This window comes from Solitalea agri (genome assembly GCF_023914155.1).
GTDB lineage: Bacteria > Bacteroidota > Bacteroidia > Sphingobacteriales > Sphingobacteriaceae > Solitalea > Solitalea agri.
The window spans coordinates 17,208-43,811 of record NZ_JAMWYS010000036.1 but is presented as its reverse complement, the minus strand read 5'-3'; the positions used below and the strand labels follow the sequence as shown (position 1 = coordinate 43,811).

The 26,604-nt window shown below is 37.3% G+C and carries 25 protein-coding genes; 13 read left to right on the top strand and 12 right to left on the bottom strand.

Annotation, left to right across the window (positions count from 1 at the left end; translation table 11 throughout):
* Positions 1-22: 22 nt before the first annotated feature.
* The 3 genes from NF867_RS11225 to NF867_RS11215 all read right to left on the bottom strand — a co-directional run bounded on the left by NF867_RS11225 (position 23) and on the right by NF867_RS11215 (position 3,499).
* Positions 23-1,498, bottom strand: a complete 1,476-nt coding sequence (locus tag NF867_RS11225; RefSeq protein ID WP_252588094.1) for a tetratricopeptide repeat protein — start codon at positions 1,496-1,498, stop codon at positions 23-25.
* Between the two features lie 137 nt (positions 1,499-1,635).
* Positions 1,636-2,379 carry a zinc ribbon domain-containing protein gene (locus tag NF867_RS11220; protein ID WP_252588093.1) on the bottom strand — a complete coding sequence of 248 codons (744 nt, stop codon included), beginning with the start codon at positions 2,377-2,379 and terminating at the stop codon, positions 1,636-1,638.
* Positions 2,380-2,404: 25 nt separating this feature from the next.
* Positions 2,405-3,499, bottom strand: coding sequence for a Nif3-like dinuclear metal center hexameric protein (locus tag NF867_RS11215; protein ID WP_252588092.1), 1,095 nt, complete (start codon positions 3,497-3,499; stop codon positions 2,405-2,407).
* A 778-nt stretch (positions 3,500-4,277) separates the two neighbouring features.
* Here NF867_RS11215 and NF867_RS11210 point away from each other — a divergent pair.
* The 7 genes from NF867_RS11210 (at position 4,278) to NF867_RS11180 (ending at position 14,267) form a co-directional block, all read left to right on the top strand.
* Positions 4,278-4,625, top strand: a complete 348-nt coding sequence (locus tag NF867_RS11210) for a hypothetical protein (RefSeq protein WP_252588091.1) — start codon at positions 4,278-4,280, stop codon at positions 4,623-4,625.
* 133 nt (positions 4,626-4,758) lie between these two features.
* On the top strand, positions 4,759-6,180 hold the full coding sequence (locus NF867_RS11205) for an L-serine ammonia-lyase (protein WP_252588090.1): 1,422 nt from the start codon (positions 4,759-4,761) through the stop codon (positions 6,178-6,180).
* 582 nt (positions 6,181-6,762) lie between these two features.
* A complete protein-coding gene (locus tag NF867_RS11200; protein WP_252588087.1) occupies positions 6,763-7,518 on the top strand; it encodes a ParA family protein in 756 nt (251 codons plus the stop codon).
* A 326-nt stretch (positions 7,519-7,844) separates the two neighbouring features.
* On the top strand, positions 7,845-11,225 hold the full coding sequence (mfd, locus tag NF867_RS11195) for a transcription-repair coupling factor (protein WP_252588085.1): 3,381 nt from the start codon (positions 7,845-7,847) through the stop codon (positions 11,223-11,225).
* Positions 11,226-11,467: 242 nt separating this feature from the next.
* On the top strand, positions 11,468-13,087 hold the full coding sequence (locus NF867_RS11190) for a S8 family peptidase (RefSeq protein ID WP_252588084.1): 1,620 nt from the start codon (positions 11,468-11,470) through the stop codon (positions 13,085-13,087).
* 124 nt (positions 13,088-13,211) lie between these two features.
* Entirely contained in the window at positions 13,212-13,685 is a 474-nt protein-coding gene (locus NF867_RS11185; protein ID WP_252588082.1) for a hypothetical protein, read from the top strand.
* 141 nt (positions 13,686-13,826) lie between these two features.
* Complete coding sequence (locus NF867_RS11180; RefSeq protein WP_252588080.1) at positions 13,827-14,267, top strand: hypothetical protein; 441 nt, start codon at positions 13,827-13,829, stop codon at positions 14,265-14,267.
* 71 nt (positions 14,268-14,338) lie between these two features.
* On the opposite strand, the gene hpt is transcribed toward NF867_RS11180, so the two are convergent.
* Positions 14,339-14,884 (bottom strand): hypoxanthine phosphoribosyltransferase, encoded by a 546-nt coding sequence (gene hpt, locus NF867_RS11175; protein ID WP_252588079.1) that lies wholly within the window; start codon positions 14,882-14,884, stop codon positions 14,339-14,341.
* Positions 14,885-15,009: 125 nt separating this feature from the next.
* Here hpt and NF867_RS11170 point away from each other — a divergent pair, with 125 nt between their 5' ends.
* The 5 genes from NF867_RS11170 (at position 15,010) to NF867_RS11145 (ending at position 19,581) form a co-directional block, all read left to right on the top strand.
* Positions 15,010-16,242, top strand: coding sequence for a M16 family metallopeptidase (locus NF867_RS11170; protein ID WP_252588073.1), 1,233 nt, complete (start codon positions 15,010-15,012; stop codon positions 16,240-16,242).
* A 93-nt stretch (positions 16,243-16,335) separates the two neighbouring features.
* Positions 16,336-16,971: an O-methyltransferase gene (locus tag NF867_RS11165; protein ID WP_252588072.1), complete on the top strand. Its 636-nt coding sequence runs from the start codon at positions 16,336-16,338 to the stop codon at positions 16,969-16,971.
* 159 nt (positions 16,972-17,130) lie between these two features.
* Entirely contained in the window at positions 17,131-17,853 is a 723-nt protein-coding gene (locus NF867_RS18390; RefSeq protein ID WP_279640075.1) for a glucosaminidase domain-containing protein, read from the top strand.
* Positions 17,854-18,720 carry a glucosaminidase domain-containing protein gene (locus NF867_RS11150; RefSeq protein WP_252588070.1) on the top strand — a complete coding sequence of 289 codons (867 nt, stop codon included), beginning with the start codon at positions 17,854-17,856 and terminating at the stop codon, positions 18,718-18,720.
* A 42-nt stretch (positions 18,721-18,762) separates the two neighbouring features.
* Entirely contained in the window at positions 18,763-19,581 is an 819-nt protein-coding gene (locus NF867_RS11145) for a DUF1835 domain-containing protein (protein ID WP_252588069.1), read from the top strand.
* 6 nt (positions 19,582-19,587) lie between these two features.
* Here the strand turns inward: NF867_RS11145 and nadD are convergent, their stop codons facing one another.
* From nadD to NF867_RS11105, 8 genes are all read right to left on the bottom strand, one after another.
* A complete protein-coding gene (gene nadD / locus NF867_RS11140; protein WP_252588067.1) occupies positions 19,588-20,178 on the bottom strand; it encodes a nicotinate (nicotinamide) nucleotide adenylyltransferase in 591 nt (196 codons plus the stop codon).
* 41 nt (positions 20,179-20,219) lie between these two features.
* The gene (gmk, locus tag NF867_RS11135) at positions 20,220-20,816 is read right to left on the bottom strand and encodes a guanylate kinase (RefSeq protein ID WP_252588066.1); all 597 of its coding nucleotides are present in this window, start codon (positions 20,814-20,816) and stop codon (positions 20,220-20,222) included.
* A gap of 86 nt (positions 20,817-20,902) precedes the next feature.
* Entirely contained in the window at positions 20,903-21,781 is an 879-nt protein-coding gene (locus NF867_RS11130) for a YicC/YloC family endoribonuclease (RefSeq protein WP_252588064.1), read from the bottom strand.
* A gap of 76 nt (positions 21,782-21,857) precedes the next feature.
* Positions 21,858-22,754 carry a DMT family transporter gene (locus tag NF867_RS11125; RefSeq protein WP_252588062.1) on the bottom strand — a complete coding sequence of 299 codons (897 nt, stop codon included), beginning with the start codon at positions 22,752-22,754 and terminating at the stop codon, positions 21,858-21,860.
* 70 nt (positions 22,755-22,824) lie between these two features.
* On the bottom strand, positions 22,825-23,583 hold the full coding sequence (locus NF867_RS11120) for a lysophospholipid acyltransferase family protein (protein WP_252588060.1): 759 nt from the start codon (positions 23,581-23,583) through the stop codon (positions 22,825-22,827).
* A gap of 102 nt (positions 23,584-23,685) precedes the next feature.
* Positions 23,686-24,414, bottom strand: coding sequence for a ribonuclease III (rnc, locus tag NF867_RS11115; RefSeq protein ID WP_252588059.1), 729 nt, complete (start codon positions 24,412-24,414; stop codon positions 23,686-23,688).
* 97 nt (positions 24,415-24,511) lie between these two features.
* Positions 24,512-25,765, bottom strand: a complete 1,254-nt coding sequence (fabF, locus tag NF867_RS11110; RefSeq protein WP_252588057.1) for a beta-ketoacyl-ACP synthase II — start codon at positions 25,763-25,765, stop codon at positions 24,512-24,514.
* A 24-nt stretch (positions 25,766-25,789) separates the two neighbouring features.
* Positions 25,790-26,026 (bottom strand): acyl carrier protein, encoded by a 237-nt coding sequence (locus NF867_RS11105; protein ID WP_014681634.1) that lies wholly within the window; start codon positions 26,024-26,026, stop codon positions 25,790-25,792.
* Positions 26,027-26,163: 137 nt separating this feature from the next.
* Between NF867_RS11105 and NF867_RS11100 the strand changes: the two genes are divergently transcribed.
* On the top strand, positions 26,164-26,580 hold the full coding sequence (locus NF867_RS11100) for an IPExxxVDY family protein (protein ID WP_252588055.1): 417 nt from the start codon (positions 26,164-26,166) through the stop codon (positions 26,578-26,580).
* The last annotated feature ends 24 nt before the right edge of the window (positions 26,581-26,604 follow it).

Here is a 26,604-nt window from a genome sequence, read left to right as displayed (position 1 = left end):
TGATTCGGTGTACTTGATACTCTTATTTCAGTCGTTTTAAACCTGCTTTTGCTTTTGCATCAATACTATTCTTATACTCATGATCCTTCATGTCAATGCACAGCTTATAGTATTGTTTTGCTTTTACGTAATTCTTTTGATTCTCATAAATTTTGCCCAAACTCAATGCAGAGTTTGCCGCAAAATACCATTGTTTTCCACTTCCCGATTCAACCGTTAGGGTATAATAATGCATCGCTTTATCGTAATCTTTTAAAGCATCAAAAATTCTCCCCATCCGGTAACTATATTCCAATTTGTCTTTCTCTGTAGTTTGATCAGTGATCTTTTTTGATTTCAAAACATTCAACGCCCGATCATAATAACCACCATCGTATAACAAACGAGCTCCCAATAAATACAGATCGGGCACTCCTCCTTCAACTTCCTTTAAGGCATGCTTGTCTTTGTCATTGTAATCATATCCCTTAGTTTTAACCAAAGTTACACTTTGCTGATATTTCTTTAAATCTCCATCCAGCAAATTACTCCAACCAATTCGCAAATATGAATCCTTAATATTGAAAACACCTCTATAATTGGTAAGGTATTTCTGAAAAAACAAGTCTGCATCATCATCCATTCGATTAAGTTTTGCAGTTGCAAGCAAATACTCCAAATGTTTAAATGGCGCATAATTTACTCCGGAAGGACGGGAGCTAAAAATTGAAATTGCCTCGTTATTATGGGCAGTTTTCATACAGACATAGCCCTGTACAAAGCTTTTCAGCAAACAACTATCACTTACAGGCTTTAAATATTTAAGTGATTTGGCGTAAGCATTATCATCTCCAACAATATCATTTAAAACATAGCTTAGATATAGGGCCGTTTCATCATAAAAAAATGAATACTCTGATCCTGGCATTTGCATTAAAGCCTGCTCCATCATGTTGACACCAGTTTTGATATCGGCATTCACTCCGAATGTACTTAAAACCGATTTCAAACCTGAAGGAACATTTCCCATCACAATATTCAATATGCCCATATCCTTATTGTTGGGCCAAAACTGCGGAAATTTACCCCGGTTATCTTTCAAATACCCATAAGCCCTGTTGATTTCCAAAGCGGCAGTGTAATACTCCCCAAAACGAGCCCTTGTGATAGCCCATTGAATATTAATTTCGGCCTGACAAAAAAGGTAATATGGAGACCGTTCATCTTCCTTTTCAATACGGCGCAAGCGAGTTGATTTATTTGACTTTAACCGATTGAAATCAGCTTCACTTTCAGAGGTGAAAATGGTATAGAAATCGTGATAATTCTCAAGAAGAGTGACAATGGCATTATTAGGATGTTCTTTTTTTTCCTTTTCAATTAAAGTTTTAGCATAATCCAACTTCAATGCTAATACTGATTTGTATGCCTCAATACAGTTGGCATTAAAGTCAAAATTTGCTTTTGCAGGATGAATTAAACTCAGTAAAAAAAGAAAAAGGAGGAAAACTTTCTTCATAAAAGACTAGCGTATTCGACAGTCGATAAAGGTAGAGGATAAAAAAATTACAGTAAAATTTCTTATCCTGTAATCTATAACAAAACGCCCCCGGGATAAACCGGGGGCATCTCTCAATATTTAAAAAATCTAAATGTTTAGATCGATACTTCTTCTAAAGTAAAGCCTTCGTCAACAATAATACGTCCGCAGTGTTCGCAAACGATAATTTTTTTGCGCTGACGAATATCAGCCTGACGTTGAGGAGGAATTTTATTAAAACAACCCGAGCAAGAATCACGAGAAATGGTAACAACGGCTAATCCGTTTTTAGCATTTGATCTTAATTTCTTGTAGGCAGTTAAGAGACGATCCTCAATTTTAACTTCTTGTTGAGCCGCTTTCTCCATAAGAACATCTTCTTCTTTTTGAGTTTCGGCTGTAATGGTGTTTAGTTCTTCTTTCTTAAGACCTAAATCTTTTTTACGCTCTTCGTGCACAACAATAGCTCCATCCAAAGCAGTTTTCTTACCTTGAATATCTGCCTGATGCTCACGAATGCGTTTTTCGTTCACCTGAATATCAAGTGTCTGAAGTTCAATCTCTTTACTTAACGCCTCAAACTCACGGTTGTTCTTTACGTTATTCTGTTGACTCTCGTACTTTTTAATTAAAGTCTGCGACTCTTTGATATTATTTTTACGAGTTACGATGGTATCTTCTAAATCGTCTAACTCGCGTTTCAATTTATTGATACGGGTTTCTAAACCAGCCACATCATCTTCCAGGTCGTTAACTTCCATTGGAAGCTCACCACGTAGCGTACGAATTTTATCAACTTTAGAGTGAATGGTTTGTAAATCCCAAAGGGCTTGAAGTTTTTGTTCTACTGTTGCTTCCATGTATGCGAAACAAAATTTGGATTTGTTACAGATAGTTAACCGGGTTTGTTTTTACCCTGCTTAACAGAACGGCAAAGGTAGGGAATTTTTCTGACAATTTTTCAAGCAATAATTCTGATGTAAATTGCTCACTTTCAAAATGCCCGATATCGGCAATTACTACTCGTCCCTCAGCATCAAAAAATTCATGATACTTATAATCGGCAGTAACAAACACATCTGCCCCTGCTTTGATGGCATCTTTAAGCAAAAAGCCACCTGCTCCTCCACAAACGGCTATTCTCTTTACCTTTGCTTTTATTATATCCGTATACTTAACCACTCCTGCTCCCATAGTCTGCTTTAACTGGCTGAGAAAATCCAGGGTATTCATCTCTTCCTCCAACTCGGCAACCATCCCGGAGCCTACCGTAGAAAAAGCATTATTTAGGGAATACACATCATAAGCTACTTCCTCATAAGGATGAGCGTTAAGCAATGCAGCAATAACTTTCCCTTCTAAATGTGATGGAAATATGGTTTCAATTCGCAGCTCTTCTTCTAAATGAAGCTTTTCTGGTTCACCGGCAAATGGATTTGTAGAGCTATCACCTTTAAAAGTTCCAGTTCCTTCCGAATTAAAGCTGCATTCACTATAATTGCCTATATGGCCCGCGCCTGCTGAAAACAATGCTTTACGAACATCACCTGCCTGAACTATCGGACAAAAAGTAACCAGTTTCTTTAATTTACCTTGTTTGGGAGATAAAATAGACCGATTAATAAGACCAAGTTTATCACAGATCTTGGCATTAACACCATCCAGCACACTATCAAGGTTAGTATGAATTGCATACAATGCAATATCATGTTTAATAGCTTTCATCACCACTCGCTCAACATATGAATTGCCATTAAAGCGTTTCATCCCTTTAAATACAATAGGATGATGTGAAATTATAAGGTTAGCTCCGGCCGCAATAGCTTCATCTACAACAGCCTCAGTGCAGTCGAGACTGATTATGGCTTTAGTGACTTCTTGTTGAGGGTTACCTACAATAAGTCCCGCATTGTCATAGTCTTCCTGATAGGCCAAGGGGGCCAGTTGTTCTAGATATGATGTGAGTTGTTGAAGTTGCATTGTTTTAGTTTATTTTAATGAATAATATTAATACTGCATGCATATTATTTAGCAATTATAAGTATTAATTAATTTATTTAAATTAGCACCCTATTCATCTTACTAATGAACTATTTAGCATCTATAGACATGTACGGGATTTACTTAATTCCTGTCTTGTTTTGCTCTGTCTTGTATTTTAACAGGGCTGACTCAAAGCACAAAGTTATTTTATATTATATTTTTTTACTCTGCCTAAATAAAATCATCGATATCATTTTAGGGATTACACTAAGAAATAACATTCCTTCACAATGTCTCGGGAGTCTAGCTGTTTTTCTATTCATTTTATTTATGGTTTATAAATGGAAATCCGTTCCATTTGGGAGTTATGGAGCATTGATAATTGGCCTAATAGGATTAAGCTCATTTACTTTCGAATACATTGTCAGCCCTTCTATTTTCACTGAAATAATCATTGCAAAAGCACTTTGCAGCTTTTTAAATCTTGTTTTGGCGATTTCAACCATTAATCAAAGAGTTTTTACATCTGTAGGACATAAATTTTTAAATGCCCAAACCGTACTCTGTCTTACTATAGTAATTGACTCTATTTTTAGTATCTATTTATCCCTATTTGTGAACACACGTTTGAATTTTAATGTGGAGTTTATAGAAGCTATATACTTTATCTACAGATGCGCCAATATTTTTGTAATAAGCCCCCTTCTATTAGTTGCTTGCATTTTAATACCGCACAAAAGAAACCTTGTACTTAAAACAAATTAAATACTGTAACATGAAAAAGAAAATTGATCCAGAAAAAGCAAAAGAATTGATTGAGAAGTATCGTAAGAAATTTGGCCCTTCAAATCGCAAGATTGATTCATTTGAACTGCCAAATTCTGTAAGAATGAAAAAAGCAGATATTTTAAGCTTATTTGACGATGGATCAGAAGAACTGGTTTTAATATTCAGCATTGGGACAGCTGAAAAAACGGAAACCAAAGAAAAATTTGAGTTTTTAAACGTTTTAGCCACCGGCTCTAATTATGTGCAACAGGGCACCTTAAAAACTGCCGATGCAGATCCATACACTGAAGGATCTTGTCCTTGCCCACAGGTACCAAGCTGTTGTCCTAAATAAAAATTATTAGACCATTTAAAATAAAAAAGAAAAAGCAGCTCACTCGGCTGCTTTTTTTGTTTTTAATCAATACCAAAACCCCGCAATTAATCCTAAATTGCGCCCACCAATTTAAATCTAAATCAATATTCTGATGGAGTCGATAAGTGCATTCGAAATCATTAAGGTGGGTATTGGCCCTTCCAGCTCACATACTATGGGACCATGGAAAGCTGCTGAACTTTTTCTTAATGAAGCCAAACAACTGCAACCCATTTCAAACATAAGCCAGATCATTGTTCGTTTATATGGTTCATTGGCCAAAACAGGCCATGGTCATGGAACTGATGTAGCCGTTTTAATGGGCCTAGTAGGAGAAGATTATACCCAAATTAATACTGATACTATACCAGAAAAGGTAGAGGCCATAAAATCGATTAAAACCATTTTATTGGGCGGCATTCATTCAATTGCCTTTGATTATAACAAAGACCTGATTTTTGAATACAATAAAAGTCTTCCGTTTCATGCGAATGGAATAGAGTTTATTGCAGTATTCGAGAATGGACAATTGATGAGCCGTAAATATTATTCGGTGGGAGGTGGTTTTGTGGCCACTGAAAACGATAATACCATTACGCAAAATGCAGTTGTTACCCCTTATCCATGTCACCATGCAATTACTATAGCAGAAAATTGCGCAAAACTTAACCTTCGTGTTGCCGATTTAGTAATGGTTAATGAGCAGGCTTGGCGTACTGAAGAAGAAATAAAGCAACAAGCTTTGTACATCTGGAATGAGATCAAGGATTGTATTTTCAGAGGAGTGAACAAAACCGGCATTCTTCCCGGCGGATTAAATGTAAAGCGCAGAGCCTCTGAAATGAATGAGAAACTGCTAGCAGGCCGACATTGCGGTACTGTGAACGAATGGATCCGTGCTGTAAAAGCTTCGGATAAAAGCTTTACTTCTATCAATAAATGGATCAGCTGTTTTGCATTAGCTGTTAATGAAGAAAATGCATCGTTTGGCCGTATCATCACTGCGCCTACAAATGGAGCATCTGGTGTAATTCCGGCGGTGCTGATGTATGCATGGTGCTTTGTTGATGGCTTTGATGAAGAGAAAGTTGTCCGATTTATTTTAACTGCTGGAGAAATAGGAACCATTTTCAAAAAAAATGCGACCATTTCAGCAGCTATGGGTGGTTGTCAGGCCGAAATTGGCGTATCATCGGCAATGGCTGCAGCAGGATTAACCGAGTGTCTGGGAGGAAGCCCTGAGCAGGTTTTAATGGCGGCCGAAATAGCCATGGAGCATCATCTTGGTTTAACCTGTGATCCGATTGGAGGTTTAGTACAAATTCCATGTATTGAACGCAATTCGATGGGTGCAATTAAGGCAATAACGGCATCCAATATTGCTATAGAAAGCGATCCTAAATCGGCAAAAGTAAGCTTAGATGCGGTAATTAAATCAATGTGGGATACCGCTCGTGATATGAATGATAAATATAAAGAAACCGCCGAAGGAGGACTGGCCATTAATATTCCGGTGAATTTGCCTGAGTGTTAAAGACACTAATTTCACGAATTATTAAACAATTGCACGAATTATGATAACTTAAGTTCTAATTCGTGCAATTTGCTTTTATTCGTAATAATTAGTGCTTCTATATGCGATGTGGGATACCGCTCGTGATATGAACGACAAATACAAAGAAACTGCCGAAGGAGGATTGACCATAAACATACCGGTGAATTTGCCTGAGTGTTAAAGACACTAATTTCACGAATTATTAAACAATTGCACGAATTATGATAACTTAAGTTCTAATTCGTGCAATTTGCTTTTATTCGTAATAATTAGTGCTTCTATATGCGATGTGGGATACCGCTCGTGATATGAACGACAAATACAAAGAAACTGCCGAAGGAGGATTGGCCATTAATATTCCGGTGAATTTACCAGAGTGTTAAGCACTAATTTCACGAATTATACTAATTGCACAAATCATGATAAAGATTTGTGCAATTCTTGTTTATATAAGGAAGTAATTCGCTTAAAGTTGTAAATTGTAAATCAGGATTTATAATACAATTCTATTAATTAACTATGATTCGTGCTTCTTTAATTCGTAATAATTAGTGTTTCTAAATGAAAACCATTGCTATCTATAATTTAAAAGGAGGTGTTGGCAAAACAGCAACCGCGGTAAATCTCGCCTACCTTTGTTCTCTTCAAGGCTACAAAACTTTATTATGGGACCTCGACCCACAAGCTTCCACTACATTTTATTATCAAATTAAAGCCAAAGTAAAAGGTGGGATAAAAAAGCTTATGGGTAATAACTCTGAAATTGAAGAAGCCATAAAATCGTCACACTACGAAAAACTGGATATTCTGCCAGCCGATCTCACCACCCGCAACCTGGATATTATCCTCGACGATATGAAGTCGTCTAGAAAGCGATTAAAGAATACACTGCATGAATTAAATGGAGATTATGATTATGTATTCATTGATTCGCCTCCTGGCTTCTCTATCTTATCTGAAAACATCTTTACCGCCGCCGATTATATTTTATTACCGATGATCCCTACCACTCTATCAATAAGAGCTTTCGAAACGGTTTCTGAATATTTTGAAGACAGTGATCTGGATAAGAAAAAAATCATTCCCTTCTTTTCAATGGTCGATCTGCGAAAAAACATTCATAAAGACATCATTGACGAATACCAAAATAACAATCAACTGCTTAAAACAGCTATCACTTACTCTTCTGACGTAGAAAAAATGGGAGTTTTCAGAGCGCCCTTACCTGCATTTGCTCCAAGGTCAAAATCAGCAAAGGCTTACGCCGCTCTTTGGAATGAATTTAAAGCCAGAACGGAACAAAAAAAGAAACACTAATTGAAAGAATTTAACTTATTACACAAATTCGTTATCATATAGAATTCGTGTAATCCATTTAATTCGCTCTATTTCGTGATAAGACCATTCTATTAATTCGACTTATCTAAGCTACTTTACTTCAATATTCAACCTCTTCAAAAGAAACACAAATTGAAACGAATTAAACTAATCTCACTAATCATTATTACAAAGAATTCGTGCAATTAGTTTAATTGGCCCTAAATAGCGTTAAAAACCGCTCATTATTGAAAAGAATTCCTGTAATCCATTTAATTCGCTCTAATTCGTGTTAAAAACATTCTCTTATCTTTGCGTTCATTGTGATGCAAACTATCCAGGAAATTCTCGCTTTATACCAGAACGATCAACGCGTTCAGCAACTGGCCTCCAACTTACAGCTTAGCCAGCAACGGATTCATTTAAAAGGGCTAATTGGCTCTTCAGATGCAATTATTGCAAATGCTTTACGCACCCAAACTGAACAACCGTTCGTATTTATTTTACCCACCTATGAAGAGGCTGTTTATTTTTTAAATGATCTCGAAAGTTTAAGTGGAAAAAACGGCTTGGTATTTCCTGCATCCTACCGTAAACCTTTTGAGTTTATTCAACCTGATAGCGGAAATGTATTGTTGCGTGCAGAGGTTTTAAATGAAATAAAATCGAAAACCAGTGCCTCAAAAATGTTGGTTACCTACCCGGAGGCCTTGGCAGAGAAAGTGATCAGTCGTGAAACGCTGGAAAAAAACACCCTCGATATTAAAACCGGCGATAAGCTGAGCATTGAATTTATTAATGAGTTTTTACATGAATACGCTTTTGAACGCGTAGACTTTGTGTATGAAGCCGGACAATATTCAGTACGGGGAGGAATTGTTGACATTTTCTCTTTTTCACATGACTTGCCTTATCGGGTAGAGTTTTTCGGAGATGAAGTTGAATCGATAAGAACATTCGACCCTGAAGATCAGCTTTCGGTTTCAAAAATGGAGTGGATCACAATCGTTCCAAATGTTCAGTCGAAATTACTGACCGACAACAACACTTCATTTCTTGATTATATTGAAGAAAACTCTGTTCTATGGTTTAAGGATGTCACCTTTACCTACGAGATCATTGAAAAGGGTGTTAAAAAAGCTAAAGAACTTTACAAAGCATTACCGGACGATGAAAAGGCCATGCATACCGAATGGATGGACCCTAAATATCTTTTCGAGGAAAGTAAAGACACCAAACGAAATATCGATCGCTTTTCAGTTATAGAATTTGGTAAACAATTCACTTACGAGGCAACTGAAACCTTTCATTTCGACCTTCGTCCTCAACCTTCGTTCAATAAAGATTTCACGCTCCTTCAGCATAATTTAAATGAAAACATTGCTGAAGATATTCAGAACTTCATTTTTGCCGATAGCGCCAAACAGATAGAACGACTTTATGCCATCTTTGCTGATTTGCCCAAAGAAAAGTCGGCCAAGCCTACAAGTGATGAAACGCCATTCACTCCTATCCACCTTTCTATTCACGAAGGTTTTATCGACCGGGAGCTAAAGGTTGCTTGCTACACCGATCATCAGATCTTTGATCGCTACTACAAATACAAGGCACGAAAAACCTATACACAGTCACAATCAATCACCTTAAAAGAGCTCAGAGAGTTAAAACCAGGTGATTTTGTCACCCATATCGATCATGGTATTGGAAAATATGCCGGACTGCAAAAGATTGAAGTAAATGGTCAGGTACAGGAATCTATTAGATTGATCTATGCTGATAACGATTTACTGTATGTTAATATCAATTCCCTAAACCGAATTTCAAAATATACCGGTAAAGAAGGAACTCAGCCTAAACTAAATAAGCTGGGAACCGATGCCTGGGATAAACTAAAAAAAAACACTAAAAAAAAAGTTAAAGACGTAGCCCGTGATCTGATAAAGCTTTACGCACAACGTAAAACTAAAGAAGGATACGCCTTTATGCCAGACACTTATCTTCAAAATGAACTTGAAGCTTCATTCATTTATGAAGATACACCAGATCAGGAAAAAGCCACTGCTGATTTAAAAAAGGACATGGAAGCCCCTCACCCAATGGATCGTTTGATTTGTGGTGATGTAGGTTTTGGAAAAACAGAGGTGGCTATTAGAGCAGCATTCAAAGCAGTTACCGATAGCAAACAGGTGGCCGTTTTGGTACCAACCACTATTCTGGCATCGCAACATTACCGTACTTTCCGTGAGCGCTTAAAAGACTTCCCATGCACAATTGACTATGTCAATCGATTTAAATCGAGCAAACAAATAAAAGAGACACTTAAAAACCTTGAGGAAGGCAAAGTGGATATTATTATCGGAACTCATCGGCTGGTAAGTAAAGACATCAAATTCAAAGATCTTGGCTTATTAATAATTGATGAGGAACAAAAGTTTGGAGTTACCGTTAAGGAAAAGCTTAAATCTTTGAGGGTTAATGTCGACACCTTGACCTTAACAGCCACTCCTATTCCTCGTACCTTGCATTTTTCATTGATGGGCGCCCGAGATTTGTCCATTATCAGTACACCACCACCCAATCGCCAACCGGTTATTACAGAACTGCATGTATTTAACGAAAAGACCATAAAAGAAGCGGTGGAGTTTGAGGTGGAAAGAGGCGGTCAGGTTTTCTTTGTGCACAATAGAGTGAGTGATATTCATGATGTTGCCGGCTTAATCCGTAAACTTTGTCCGGGTGTAAAAGTTTGCGTGGGTCACGGACAAATGGAAGGTGATGACCTGGAAGATGTAATGACAGAATTTATTGAAGGCCGATTTGATGTTTTAGTTGCTACAACTATTATTGAAGCCGGACTAGATATTTCAAACGCTAATACTATTCTAATTAACCAGGCACATAATTTCGGCTTAAGTGATTTGCACCAAATGCGAGGTCGAGTAGGTCGCTCAAACAAAAAGGCTTTCTGCTATTTATTAAGTCCACCTTTATCTGTTTTAACTCCTGAAGCTAGAAAACGACTAAGTGCAATTGAAGAGTTTTCAGATTTAGGCAGTGGATTTAATGTGGCTATGCGAGATTTGGACATTCGGGGTGCAGGAAATTTATTAGGCTCGGAACAAAGCGGCTTTATTGCCGAAATCGGATACGAAATGTATCATAAGATTTTGGACGAAGCCATTCAAGAATTGAAAGAAGAAGAGTTCAGTGATCTGTTTAAAGATGAAAAGCCCCGTCCGTTTGTAAACTTTACCACTATCGATACTGACATGGAGTTATTAATTCCGGATGAGTATGTAAGCAGTATCCAAGAACGATATAACTTGTACAATGAACTAAGCAGAGTTGAAAATGAAACCCAGCTAAATGCTTTTGCCACCCAGTTAAATGACCGTTTTGGGCCATTACCTCGTCAGGTTAAGGAGTTATTAAATACAATGCGTCTGCAATGGCTCGCCAAAGAAATCGGTTTTGAAAAGCTTATGGTTAAGAGTAAAACCTTACGTGGCTTTTTCATTTCCAATCAACAATCACCTTATTTCGAATCGGAAAGCTTTACTAAAGTGCTTCATTACGTACAGACCCACCAACGAAACAGCAGATTAAAAGAAGGAAAAAACACACTTTCAATTACTGTTGATAATATTCAAAACATACAGCAAGCCATTGATACACTAAGTGAACTGGCAGGTATCGAAGTAGTATAAAGAAACTTTTTCTCCTAATAAAAACATGATCCCGAAAGTTGCAACTAGCCTTTGGTTGAAATGTCATTACCCTATTTCCTCTCAATTCAGTTACATTAGTACGACAGAATTGCTACAATTCAAGCTCGAAGCATTTTAAACAATTACCTATAATTGCTTTTATATTTCTTAGACAAACTAAACCAAACAATTAATACACTATTTTAAAATAATTGCTATTTTAAATAGATACTTCAGTTATCATGAATAAAAAACTTTCATTTTCCTTATTGCTATTGCTTTCCGGATCGACAGCATTTGCACAGTCGCTTACTTCTGCTCCTGACAATTGGTTTAACTTAGACCCGAAAGTTGATCACGTTCAAGGAGTAAGTACCGAAAAAACCTATAAAGAATTGCTTAAAGGTAAGAAGTACCAAACCACAATCGTAGCAGTGATTGATGGAGGGGTCGATACAACACATGAAGATCTTAAGGCCGTTTTATGGAAAAACAAAAAGGAAATTGCCGGAAACGGAATTGACGATGACAAGAATGGTTATATAGATGATGTTTATGGATGGAATTTCATTGGAGGGAAGGATGGACGAAATATAAATCATGAGTCAATGGAGCTTACCCGTTTGTATGCGCCTTTGGATGCAAAATACAAAGATGCTCCCCCTACTGCTGAGCTGGCAAAACAAACTGACTATCAGGAATACCTTAAACTGAAAAAAGCTTACGATAAAGAACTTAATGAAACCAAGGAACGCTACGAAACTTATACTGGGTTCCTTAAGCAATTGAATAAAATCAATGACGTTCTGAAAGCTCAGCTAAAAGTTAACAAACTGGATATTGCTACGCTTGAAAAGGTGAATACTGGTGATGAAAAGATCAATAAACTTGCAGCCAATATTAAAGAAATGTTACAAGCAAATGGCTGCACTGACATGGACGATCAGATCGAAAAACTGACAGAGGGCATTGATGATTTAAAGGGTAAACTTGATTACGGATTGAACACTGCATCAAATGAACGAGCAATAGTAGGCGACGATCCTTCAAACATGAATGATAACAATTATGGAAATAGTGACGTTACCGGGCCCGATGCCGGACACGGAAGTCATGTTGCCGGAATTATTGCAGCAGTAAGAAACAACAGTATTGGAATGAATGGTGTTGCCGACCATGTACAAATTATGGCAGTAAGAGCCGTACCTAACGGTGATGAACGTGATAAAGACGTAGCTAATGCTATTCGTTACGCGGTTGATAATGGAGCCAGAGTTATCAACATGAGCTTTGGCAAGTCGTACAGCTATGACAAAAAGGCCGTGGATGATGCGGTTAAGTATGCTGCTTCAAAAGATGTGCTTTTAATACATGCTGCAGGAAATGATGCCAACAACAATGACACAACGGCAAATTTTCCAAACCGAAACTTTGCCGATGGCAAAAGCGCTGCGAATTGGATTGAAGTTGGTGCTCTTTCATGGAAGAATGGAAGCCAGTCGGTTGCTAACTTTTCTAACTATGGTAAAAATTCGGTTGATGTATTTGCCCCTGGCGTTGATATATATTCAACAGTACCTTTTTCAAAATACAAGTCGAATAGTGGAACCAGTATGGCCTCACCTGTTGTAGCAGGCATTGCTGCAGTTATTCGCTCTTATTTTCCTCAATTAACTGCTTTACAAGTGAAAGAAATTATTCTTAAATCAGCTGAAAAGCTTCCTAATCTTGAAGTGGTGGAGCCTGGTTCGGAAGACAAAAAATTGATAAAGTTTACTGATCTTTCTACTACTGGCGGAGTTGTCAACCTGTATAATGCAATTAAACTGGCCGACGCTCAAACCAAACAACGCAAAAAATAATTTATTCGTAGTAAAATAACTTATCAAAGGGGTTGCTAGTTATTAGCAATCCCTTTTTACTTATAAATCACTTAAAATCATCGCTTTATTAATGTATATTTATGAGTAATCAAAACTTCAACTTATGCTCTCACTCTCTACTCCAAGTAAAAAGCTCAAAGTGGTTCTTTTACTTCTTCTCACCATTAATTTTTTAATTACACCTTCCTGCAATAACGGAGATGATAACCCAAGCCCTACCACTGTTAAAGAAAAAGTACAAGGTAAGTGGAATGTTCTTTCTGTCAATTTAAAATCATATGAAAACAATGAACTGGTTTATGAAGAAACCATGGATGATTATACTCCGGGTGATTTTACAGTTGAATTTACCAAGACCCAAATAAAAATAACCAATGAAGGATTCAGCTACAGCTATCCTGTAGATTATAGCTCTACTAATGATACATTTGAGTTTAATGATGACGAAAATGGAATTCATGCCAAAGGTTCGGTAACATTTAACGGCGATCAAATGACATGGGGGATTACCGAAGAGTGGGTAGAAGATGGGGTTAATATGAAGGACGTTACTACAATCATAATGGAAAAGATATAACTAATTAATTATCAATATATTTTAGTGAAAAAACTTAAAACAAATTGATAGAAAATTAATTTCTTATTTATTTTTTGCTTAACTTATAGTAAAGATTTTACGCTCTCTACTATGGTTATTGATTTACTCTCATCAAAATCAATGAGGTTATTGATTTTGTTATTTGTTCTTTTTCAATTTAGTTCATGTAAAAAAGAAGACAGTGACCCACCCCTTCCGGCAAGCGGCAAAGAACTTCAAACTAAATTATTAGGAAAGTGGTCGGTTGAAAATGTCGATATTAAAGAATATGAGAATGATGTATTAGATCCATCCTCAAGTGAAAATGTTGATTTTGAAGAAAATGAATTCACAGTAGAGTTTAAGAAGGATCTGGTAATTTTCACTTCGGGAGGTGAACAAGACGAACTTGTAATCAGTTATGACAGTAAAAATTCATTCAGGTATGGTCTGGGCAATGAATTATATGAGGCTGAAATTGAATTTGAGGATGGCAAACTGATTTGGAAAGAAAAAGCTACTGTTTCTTCAGTTCGAAAAGTGGAGATAACGATAACACTCCATAAAGTTGCAAACAATTAGGTTTAAAATATTTTGCCTTTTGAAGGTCCTGGACGGACGTATTAATTATGGGGAGTTCCGGCAGCCTCAGCTTAACTGCCGGAACTATTTTCTATAACGTAAATATCTCTAAGGTTTCTGCCTAATCCATCATAATCCAATCCATAGCCAACAATAAAATCATTGGGAATTTCGAACCCTACGTAATCAGCTTTTATAGGATATTTCAAAGCCCCTGGCTTTATAAGCAGCGAGGCAATTTTAACACTTCCAGGATTATGCTGGCTCAACACTTCCAAAAACACCTTCAAGGTCCCGCCAGTATCAATGATATCTTCTAACACAACAATATCCCTATCTTTCACATCAATATCCAAACCCAGACTTTGTACCACCTCTCCACTACTTTGAGTGCCATGGTAGGATTTAAATTTCACAAAGCTCACCTCAAATTCGCCAACAATGTTTCTCAACAAATCTGCTGTAAACCAAAACGCTCCATTGAGCATTGATATGAATAAAGGACGTTTCCCTTTATAATCATCACTTATCTGTTCTGCTATCGCGTTAACTCGATTTTGAATAGCCACTTCTTTTATGTAAGGCTCAAAACGTTTATCATGTAAGCTGATGTTCATAAGATTCAGTTGAAGATTATTAAGTTAAAAAATAAACAACAAAAAACACTGCTAATTAGCCAATTATTATTCAGTTATCCAGAGGAACGCTAACATCAACTAAATCAGTATCTTTGCCGGTTCAAATGGAATATAGTTTACTGACACTCAAAAACGGGATTCGAGTTTTACATAAACCCGCACAAGAATCAGGCATTATGCACATGTGCCTGATGATTAATACAGGATCTCGTGATGAAACTAACCAAACTATCGGTTTGGCTCATTTTATAGAACATCTATTATTTAAAGGCACTAAGAAACGCAATACTTACCAAATTTTAAACCGTTTGGAAGTTGTTGGCGCTGATTTAAATGCCTATACCACTAAAGAACAAACCTGTATTCATGCCTCATTTTTAAATGAGCATTTTGAGCGCGCACTTGATCTCCTAACCGACATTACCTTTCATTCAATATTTCCTTTAACGGAATTGGAAAAAGAAAAAGGAGTGGTGTTAGATGAATTAGATTCATATAAAGACACACCAGAAGAACATATTCAGGATGAATTTGATGAAATCGTTTTCCATGACCATACACTTGGCAATAATATCTTAGGAACGCCCGAATCAATTAAAGCGTTTAAACAAAGTGATATTATCCAATTTATAAGAGACAATTACAACACACATGAAATTGTGTTGGGTGTTTACGGTAACATATCGGAGAAAAAACTTCAAAGACTTACTGATAAATATTTAGGGGACATTGCTGAAAATAACTATGTTAAAACCCGTGTAGCGGCCAATGGCTACATTGCTAAAATTGATAAGAAAGAAAAAAACTGTGTTCAAACTCACTGCATTATTGGGGGCCGCTCATACAACTTAAACAGCGATAAAAAAACAGGCATGTTACTAGTCAACAATTTGCTGGGAGGACCAGGAATGAGCTCGAGACTTAATCTAGAAATTCGTGAGCGTTTTGGGGCTTGTTACACTATTGAATCGAGTTTTGTACCGATGAGTGATACCGGGATGTTTTCTATTTACTTTGGAACAGATGATGAGAAAGCTGCTCGCTGTGTTAAACTGGTACATAAAGAATTAAAAAAGCTTCGTGAAAATGGATTAAGTGCCATTCAACTTCATCAGGCACAACAACGATTTAAAGGACAAATTGCCCTGGCCGAAGAGTCGCGTATTTCAGTAATTATTGCAATGACCAAAAGTTTACTTGATTATGGGTCGGTTGATAGTTTACCAGAACTCTTTGCCAAAATTGACCGGGTATCTACCAATGACATTCTGGATATTGCCAATGAAAATTTTGCATTGGACAAGCTAAGTATGTTAACCTTTGTTCCTGCAGAATAAATTAAGAATTTCGGGTTATTGGTTGTGAATTAACGGGTACAATTAAAGAGTAAAACCCAACTTATCACTAGTAATCTGCAACTCATATTAGAAATGGATATTATTAATAAAAAAATAAATAGCTACGTTGAAACGCATACTGATATTGAACCTGCAATATTACAATTGCTAAACCGTGAGACTCACCTTAAAATATTATTACCAAGGATGCTTTCGGGCCATTTTCAGGGACGTACCTTAAGTATGCTTAGTAAAATGATAAAGCCTAAGCGAATTTTGGAGATCGGAACCTATACTGGTTATTCGGCCATTTGCCTTGCAGAAGGACTTGAAGAAGACGGACTGCTAACAACACTTGATATTAATGAAGAGTTGGAGCCTTTTGTACGTTCATTTTTTGAAAAGGCTGGGGTTCAAAACAAGATTGACTATCGGATTGGTAACGCAGTTGAGATCATTCCTACTATTGATGAGGAATTTGATATGATTTTTATCGATGCCGACAAGAAGAACAATGGCAATTACTATGACCTTGTTTTCGACAAATTAAAGCACGGAGGTTATATTTTAGCGGACAATGTTTTGTGGAGCGGCAAAGTGATTGATGAAAACCCCGATAAGGACACCAAACTAGTGATGGCCTTTAACGAAAAGGTGCAAAATGATGATCGGGTTGAAAATATTTTACTTCCTATAAGAGATGGAATTATGATCATAAGGAAGAAATAAGAATTTAAGGAAAGATTCGTTATAGTTAATTGATAAAATCAAGCGGCTTTAGTGAATATAAGAATCAGGGTGAAATTCAGTTGCATTTTAACAATAAAAAATAGTTCTTTATAGTTAAATAAACTGAATCAGAATCCAAACCAATAACCAAACTAACTAATGATTAGAATTTATTTAGCAGCCTTGTTGCTACTGATATATTCGTATGCCTCGGCCCAGAATAACCCTGAAAAGTTATACGCCGAAAAATACGGAGAGATGGCCGTTGCTGAAATGAGAAAAACCGGGATACCGGCAAGTATCACACTGGCTCAGGCAATTATGGAGTGCGGTGCAGGTAAATCTAAACTTGCGCGAATGGCCAATAATCACTTTGGTGTAAAAGCCGGTAAGTCATGGGAGGGTGAACGACAAGGGAATTTCAGAAAATATGAAAGTGTGGAAGCCGCCTACCAGGACCGATCAAACTTCTTAACAAGTCGAAAAAACTATGCATTTCTGTTTAAACTTAATCAATGTGACTATAAAGCTTGGGCTAAAGGACTGCAACGCTCGGGTTATGCGGCGAGTAAGCGTTATGCCAGCGACTTGATTAAGTGTATTCAACGGAATAAACTTTACACTTGGGATGCTGAAGTTTGTGATTCTCTTCAACAAATTATTCCAGACAGTACCACAACAATTGTTACTGCCTCAATCGTTAATGAACCAGATAATCAACCGGTAGTTTCAGAATTTAATCCTGTATACCATAAGGTTAAAAAAGGTGAATCATTATCAACTGTAGCAAAAAAATACAAAACTACAGTAAGTAAACTTAAATCATTAAATTCGTTGCATACAGCAATCATTAAACCCGGTCAACGCTTACGAGTTAAATAAATGAATATCTGGAAATTTTTTACTCTTTGCATTATAGCTTATTCTTTCACAGCCTGTTCGGCCAAAAAGAATCTATCGGCATCTGGAACTAACAGTCAGCATGTGTCGACAATCAATCCTGTTTCTGGTAAAAGCGGAAATACCACCACTTATGCAAAATCTAACAGTACACAACAATATATAAATAAGTATAAGCAGGTTGCTATTGAAGAAATGCGTCGTACCGGAGTACCGGCGAGTATTACCTTGGCGCAAGGCATATTCGAGTCGGCAAGTGGCAATAGTGATTTGGCTCTAAAAGCGAATAATCACTTTGGCATCAAATGCACCAGCGACTGGCAGGGCGAGAGTTATAATAAAGACGATGATCGGCCAAATGAATGTTTCAGAAAGTACCCACATGCAGAAGGCTCATTTCATGATCACTCGGAGTTTTTAAAACGTCCGCGTTATGCCGCATTGTTCAAACTTGACCCTACTGACTACCAAAGCTGGGCCAACGGACTTAAAACGGCGGGATATGCCACCAATCCTCAATATGCTCCTAAGCTAATTGAACTGATTGAGCGATATGAGCTTTACAAATACGATAAGACTGCAATCAAAGAGCCTATTGCTTCGGGAGAGAGTAAAGGACAATTATACTTTGAGCAGAAACCGGTTAATGAAGAAGGGAAAATAACAGCAAAAACTAACCAAACTGTTGATGAAGATGTGGTTCCTGCCGGCCATTACCGCGTTAAACCAGGCGATACACTCTATGGCATCGCAAAAAAATTTAACGCTAAAGTTGAGAATATTGTAACCTGGAATAATCTGGAATCGTATTCAATTGCAGTAGGACAATTATTAAAAGTCTCTAAATAAATTTCAATCAAATCCCTATTAGCATAGCTTACTAAAACTCAAATGGTTCTTCATGTATTAAACGGTGATGCGCTTCTTCCTAATTTTAAACGTTGCTATTTAGTTGGTGATGTCATGATATGGCGTGAATGCCTTATTGAAGGACCAGTGAGTGCCAAAAATGAAGATGAGTTCTGGGAACAACGTAAGGCGTATATCGCAAAAACGTACCAGGTTCCGGAAGATGAGTACCAGCATCAAGTAGTGGAAAAGCTTTATAAGATTGCCTCTCCGTCAAAGTATAAAGAAATAAATCTATGGTTTGAATTCGATTTGTTTTGCCAAGCCAATATGTTTTACATTTTACATAGACTCCACCAATCAGATCTTTCCAACACTAAAATCAATTGGGTACAACCTCAACAGAATTCGGTGAATGAATTTTTTAGTGGTTTTGGCAATACGAATAATCAGCAATTAAAAGATTTTTTTGAAACCAGAATATCGCTTGACCAAGCTGATCTTGAGTTTGCTTCAAAAGTATGGAATGCGTATGCGGCCAATAACAAGGCTGCTATTCGAGAACACATGCAATCGGCCCCATCAACCTTTAAATTCTTTGATAAAGTTTTTGAAGCACATTTAGAACGGTTGGAAAGTAAAGATGAAGCAAATCGTATTGAACGCCGTTTATTGGAAGTTATAAGTAATGGTGTAAGTACGGAGATTGATCTCTTACATCGATTTTGGGAAACGGAAAGCATTTATGGATTTGGCGATTTACAAGTGGTAAATTACATAAACTCGCTGCAAGAAAAGAACTGGATTTTTGGACTTTCACTAACTGATGCAGGTGCCGCAGCTTTAGAGCAAAAGACCTGATACTTTTTATTTTTTTTCCGAAGCTTTACGGTAAAGACCTTTCTTTTCAATGAAATCTAAAACCTTATCCGATACAAAATATCGTACACTCTGATTCCCAGCAACCGCATTACGTATAAAAGTGGCTGATATTTCCATTTGCGGAGTAGTTGTAACAATAATTGAAGGATGCTGAGTCCACTCAGTTAAATCGAAACCCGGCCTCGGGTAAACAAAGATCTTATAAAACTTCAACAACGTTTCGTAATTCTTCCACTTTTTAATAGATCGCAAATTATCAGCCCCCATAATAAGACAAAACTCATGCTGTGGATATTTCTCCGACAAATATGTAAGAGTATCGATAGTATAAGAAGGACGTGGGAGTTTTAATTCTACATCAGAAACCGTAATTCTTTCAGCGTCCTCAGTAGCTAACTTGGCCATTTCTAATCGATCATGAACATGAATAAGGCCTGTGGCTTCTTTAAGTGGGTTATGAGGAGAAACGACCAGCCAAACCTTATCCAACTCTGTATAATTAGCCATATAACTGGCTATAATTAAATGGCCGGTATGAATGGGATTAAACGACCCGAAAAACAATCCGATCTTCATGATTTATAAGACAATGGCCTACTGACCACAAACTAAGGGATTTACTTTACTTCGCGTTTACCGAACTTCATCTTATCTTTCAGGAAATACTTAACGAATACTTCCGATTCATCGCACGCCGTTTCCAACTCATAGTTTTCTAAGATAACATCAAACTGGGGAGCAAAGGCCAATTCCTTTTCAGCTTTTGCATAACGTTCAGCGAGCTTCTCTGCACTATCAGTGCCACGTCCTGCCAAACGCTCCTTTAATACATCCACAGATGGGGGTTGTACAAAAATAGCAATCGCCTGTTCTGGATATTTACGTTTTAAACGCAGACCTCCCACCACATCCACATCAAATATTACATGGTTACCATCGGCCCAAATCCGTTCAATTTCAGAACGAAGGGTTCCATAAATAGTTCCATTATAAACTTCCTCAAACTCTACAAATTCATGGTTGGCAACGCGGTGCAAAAACTCATCCTTACCAATAAAATAATAATCTTTCCCATTCTGCTCCTCTCCTCTTGGATCACGGGTAGTCGCCGAAATTGAGAATTGAAGTTCAGGAAATTTGGTAAGCAAATGTTTTACTATGGTAGTTTTACCTGCACCTGATGGGGCCGAAAATATGATGAGTTTACCTGACATTTTGATTAATTACGAATTACGAGTTAAGCATTATGAATTATTGGTTTTCAAAAACCCGCAATGAGCAGCTCCTAATATTCAATATTTTATAATACGTTTAACAATTGTTCTTTTATTTTTTCCAGTTCGTCCTTCATTTCAACAACCATCTTCTGGATATTAGCATCGTTAGCTTTGGAGCCCATGGTATTGATCTCACGACCTATTTCCTGGCTAATAAACCCAAGCTTTTTACCTCCGGCGTCTTTATCCTTAAGGGTTGAAATAAAGTAATCGCAATGGCTTTTTAATCGAACTTTTTCTTCAGTGATATCAAACTTCTCAATATAATACACTAATTCCTGCTCCAATCTATTCTGATCGATGTTCTCAACACCAACAGCGTCTTCCAGGTATTTATTAATCCGGTCTCTTACTACTGGCATTCGATTAGGCTCTGCTGTTTCAACACGTACTAATAAGCTCAAAATATTCTTAATGCGCTGTATAAGATCTTTCTCCAGTTCGGCTCCCTCAGTAGCCCTAAAACTGTTAAATGCGGTAATAGAAGCTTCAAAAGTTGAATAAACTGCTTTCCACTCATCTTCATCAACCGTTTGCTCTTCCGGCTTAATTACTTCGGGCATTTGCAAAGCTAACGCAAACAAATCATTCGTTTTAGCATTTAAGGTCTGCGCTCCCAACTCTAATTGTTCATAATAAGCTCTTAATAATTGCTGATTGATAGTGACCGGTTTACGTTCGGCACCTGCATTATATTCAACAGCAATAGTAAGATTTACCTTGCCACGCTCAATTAGTTTATTACAATCATTACGAATCAATAATTCCTTATCGGAATGTGATTTAGGTAGCTTTAAGGTAAGTTCGAGAAATTTACTGTTTAATGATTTTATCTCAACGGTAATTTTGGCTTTGTCAGTTTCTGTGCTGGCAATTCCAAACCCGGTCATGGATTTCAACATATATAAATGATGTTTATTGACGAAATCATTCGCCTTAAAATTGAATTTACGAAAATGCAGCGTAAAGATAGAAAATCTAAGCAATTGCTGCCTTGGGCTTGACACTTACAAGGTAAACTCCTGAAAATATCATAGCGGCAAAAATAAGTTTTTGTATTGTTAATTCATCCTTCCCTAAACCAATAGCGATAATTGATGCCAAAACTGGCTGTAAATAAATATATGCCCCTACAACTGATGAATTTACATATTTCAACGCCCATCCGTTTAGCAAATAGGTTAAAAAAGTGGTGCATACCACTACAAAAGCTATAGAGAGCCAGATACTGAAAGGAATATGCGCCCAGTCAACCTTTAGTAAGTCACCTATGCCGAATGGAAATACCAAAAATGCCCCAATAATAAATGTCCATTTGACAACCGATACCGCCTGATATTTAAGAATGAGAGGCTTAGCAATAATCAGATAGTAAGCATAAATTATAGCGTTAATAATAACACATACATCGCCAAAAACAGTCCCACCCTTTAATGAAAAGTTGGGCCATAGAATCATCAGCACAGCTCCTGAAAGCCCTAAAATCAGGCCACCTATCTTTACACTGGTGACCTTTTCTTTCAAAACCCAAAACGCTAGTAATGCCACAAATAGTGGTGTACAAACCATTTCTACAGCGGCTTTTATCGGCGTTGTGAGCGACAATCCCTGGAAGAACAATAACATATTGGCTCCAACACCTGTAAGTGCTGATAGAAACATTCCTTTATAATCTTTACGCTCGATTTTGACAGCTGGCAAATTTGAAAACCACCCCATTAAAATAAATAGCAAAGATGCACCCCACACCCTTATAACAATTAGCCCATAGGGAGCTATGTAAGTAGGCATAATTTCCTTGGCAATAGTAAAGGTGGCGCCATAAATTAATGCAACAAGAAACAAGGCCGCGTGAACTTGTACAGTTTTCTTCATATCAACCGGATTGTGAATCGCAGCCCGAATATCAGTATTTGAAAATTATTAACCCAGTTAAGTGGAAAGATCAGACAAGTTTTATGACAGAGGACTGATGATCGATCAGTATTTGTTCCATTTCCTTGAAAACCTGCTCTTTCAATTGAGGCAGATCATCTAAACATAATCCTTTTGTTTCAACTACATCAGCATAAACAATCTTTACCAGCCCGGGTCTAATGACCAGCGGATTTGTTCTTGGCAACAACTTTTTTGAATTCACCAAAACAATGGGAGCAATAGGAGTTTGTGTTTCAATTGCAATTCTAAAAGCCCCATCGTAAAATTCAGCTAAAGGAGCTTCTGTTTTATTCATTGTTCCTTCAGGAAAGATCAATATTGACATTCCCCCCGATAGTTCACCTTTCAGCTCATCAACACATTTTTGACGGCTTTCTTTACTACTACGATCAATTAAAACAACCAGACGTTTATAAATAACCCCAAAGATTGGAATCTTGGTCATTTCAATCTTGCCTAAAGGTTTAAACGACTGATGAATCCCCAAAACTACCGCCAATGAATCGAGGTACGAGCCATGGTTAACAACATACACATAGGCTCTATCTGTTGGGGCTTTTGAGCTATTGTAGGATTTAAAAAATATTAATGTAAAAAAAGAGGTTACAGCTGCCCAAAAACGAAGGAAGAAAAAGGAAAGATCACTGCCGGTTTTTCCTGGAAAGATTAAGTAGGCTACTATGATAAACGGCAACACGACCAGCATAGCTGCAACAAACGCCAACAAGCCCACAACCAATTGCAGAGAAGCTAATAACTTACGCATATCTAATAAACAATAGAACACGCAAGAACATGATTTGATTTTAGATTTGCAAGAATGAAATGGAATTTTTGATAAGAGGATCTTCGAGATTTGCAGTAGCACTTAAATATTAAGTAACTCACAAGCTCTTTCTGCAGCAATTTTCTCGGCATTTTTCTTAGTAAAGTCTTGTCCTGTACCGCATTCTTCATTGTCAACAAACACCTTTACAGTAAACAATTTAGACTTACTTCCTTCTTCATTGGGCATTAACTCAAACAGCACTTCTTTACCATGACGCTGACACCATTCAATAAGTTTGCTCTTAAAATTAGTTTCTGTTTGTTCCAGAGCATCGATATCAACATGAGCCTTGATAATTCTGTTTAGGATAAACTTCTTGGTGAAAGCATAGCCTTTGTCAAGATAAATAGCACCGATCAAGGCCTCAAAAGCATCTCCCATTAAAGAACCTTGCTTAGCGGGGTTATTGATCATTCGGGTATCATAATCCATCATATCACCAATACCAATTTTTCGCGCAAGCTGGTTAAGGTGCATTCGGTTTACAATCTTCGACCGCATTTCTGTTAAAAAACCTTCGTCTCTGAAGGGATATTTCTTGAAAAGCAATTCCCCTACAACCGCACCCAAAACAGCGTCACCTAAAAACTCCAGTCGTTCGTTGCTGTTCTTTAAACCTTCTTTAAGTTGTGGAGCTACTGATTTATGGCGAAACGCCAATTTATACAAGGTTAAATTATTTGGGATAAAGCCCAGCATATTATTCAAAGCTCTAACGTAATTTCTTTCACGGGAAAGATACAGCCTGTATAAACGCAATGCGGGCATTCCTTGTATTGTTTAATAAATATGAGGGGAACAAAAACAAGTTACAGGTTTAAGCAATACAGAAGCATGCATATAAACCTGTAACATATTTTGGGTATTATTCTTCAAATTTCTTGAAAATTACCGAGGTATTGTGACCACCAAAGCCAAAAGTATTTGATAAGGCAGCACGGATAACACGTTTCTGCGGCTTATTAAATGTAAGATTTAACTTCGGATCGATATCCGGATCGTCGGTAAAGTGATTAATTGTTGGAGGAACAATATCGTTAACCACCGCCATTATTGATGCAATAGCTTCAACAGCTCCTGCAGCACCTAATAAGTGACCGGTCATTGATTTTGTTGAACTGATGTTCAACTTATAGGCATTCTCTCCAAACAAGTTTACAATAGCAGTAGTTTCGCTGATATCGCCTAATGGGGTTGAAGTACCATGAACGTTAATGTAATCAATATCATTAACAGTCATACCTGCATCTTCAAGGGCAGCAACCATCACATTACGAGCTCCTAATCCCTCAGGATGCGGTGCTGTAATATGGTTTGCGTCTGCGCTCATTCCACCACCTACGATCTCGGCATAAATTTTTGCTCCGCGTTTCTTAGCATGTTCAAGGTCTTCCAGAATAATGGCTCCAGCACCTTCACCTGCAACAAATCCATCACGATCAAGATCGAACGGACGAGAAGCAGTTTCAGGAGAGTCGTTACGGGTTGAAAGAGCATGCATTGCATTAAATCCACCGATACCGGCTTCGTTAATAATCGCTTCAGAACCACCGGTTATAAACATATCAGCTTTGCCTAAACGAATGTAGTTAAAGGCATCGATGATAGCATTGTTAGAAGAAGCACAAGCCGAAACAGTTGCAAAGTTAGGACCTCTTAAGCCGTATTTAATAGAAATATGGCCAGCTGCAATATCAATAATCATCTTAGGGATGAAAAATGGATTGTAGCGTGGGGTTCCGTCGCCTTTAGCGAATGATGAAATTTCGTCTAGAAAAGTTTTCAAGCCACCGATACCTGCACCCCAAATTACCCCAATACGGTCAGTATTGAGTTCTTCAAAGTTGGCACCCGAGTCAACAACAGCTTCGTGTGTAGCAGCAATGGCATACTGAACAAAAGGATCCACCTTGCGGGCCTCCTTCTTGTCCATAAAATCTTCCGGATTGAAATTCTTTACCTCGCAGGCGAACTTCGTCTTAAACTTTTCGGTATCGAATTTGGTAATCATGGCTGCGCCACTCACACCATTGATCAAACCGTTCCAGTATTCTGGAACTGTATTGCCCAATGGTGTAAGTGCACCTAGCCCTGTTACAACAACACGTTTAAGTTGCATTAAATACTTTTAAGATGAATTTTCTTATTTAACGTTTTTTTCAAGGTAAGCAATTGCCTGACCTACTGTAGCAATTTGCTCAGCTTGTTCGTCAGGAATAGCCACGTTAAATTCTTTCTCGAATTCCATGATAAGCTCAACTGTATCAAGCGAATCGGCACCTAAATCATTTGTAAAGCTTGCTTCAGGTGTCACTTCGTTTTCGTCAACACCCAATTTCTCAACGATAATCGCTTTTACTCTTGATGCAATATCTGACATAATTTTTTGTGTTTAAAAGGTTATTTTTTTAAAATTTTCTGCAAATAAAAGTAAATTACAGGAACTATTCAAAACTTTTTTTCGATGCAGTATCTATTCGCGCATTTGAATAACTTTGTGTTAAGTATATTAACGTATTGAATAAAAAAGTATTAAAAGTTTCCTTTGATTTTGATTTTACCTTAATCGGAATCTCTGCCCCTACCAGAGACTATCGGCTTTGCTGGTTTCTCAATAAAGAACTGTCGCTCAATTTAGTAAAAACTGAAGACATTATCTTAACGAATAAAACGAACGAAGAAATTTACTTTTCCAAGTACCACCAATACTTTGAAGAAAGTGAACAAGATTACTTTTTACTTACTAATAAAGGCACCGAAGGTTTTCTAGTCCCTGAGCACAAGGAAATCGACTTTTTCCTCTTAATACATAATCTTAATTATCAGACCGAAAGAGATACCCTACTTAGCAAAATCAACAAAATCAGTATTACACAAACTGCTTTTTTTATTGATGCAAATAAGTTGAAATCAAAGGAAAACCTGCTCCTCTGAGGCCTAAACTTAATTTTATGAAAA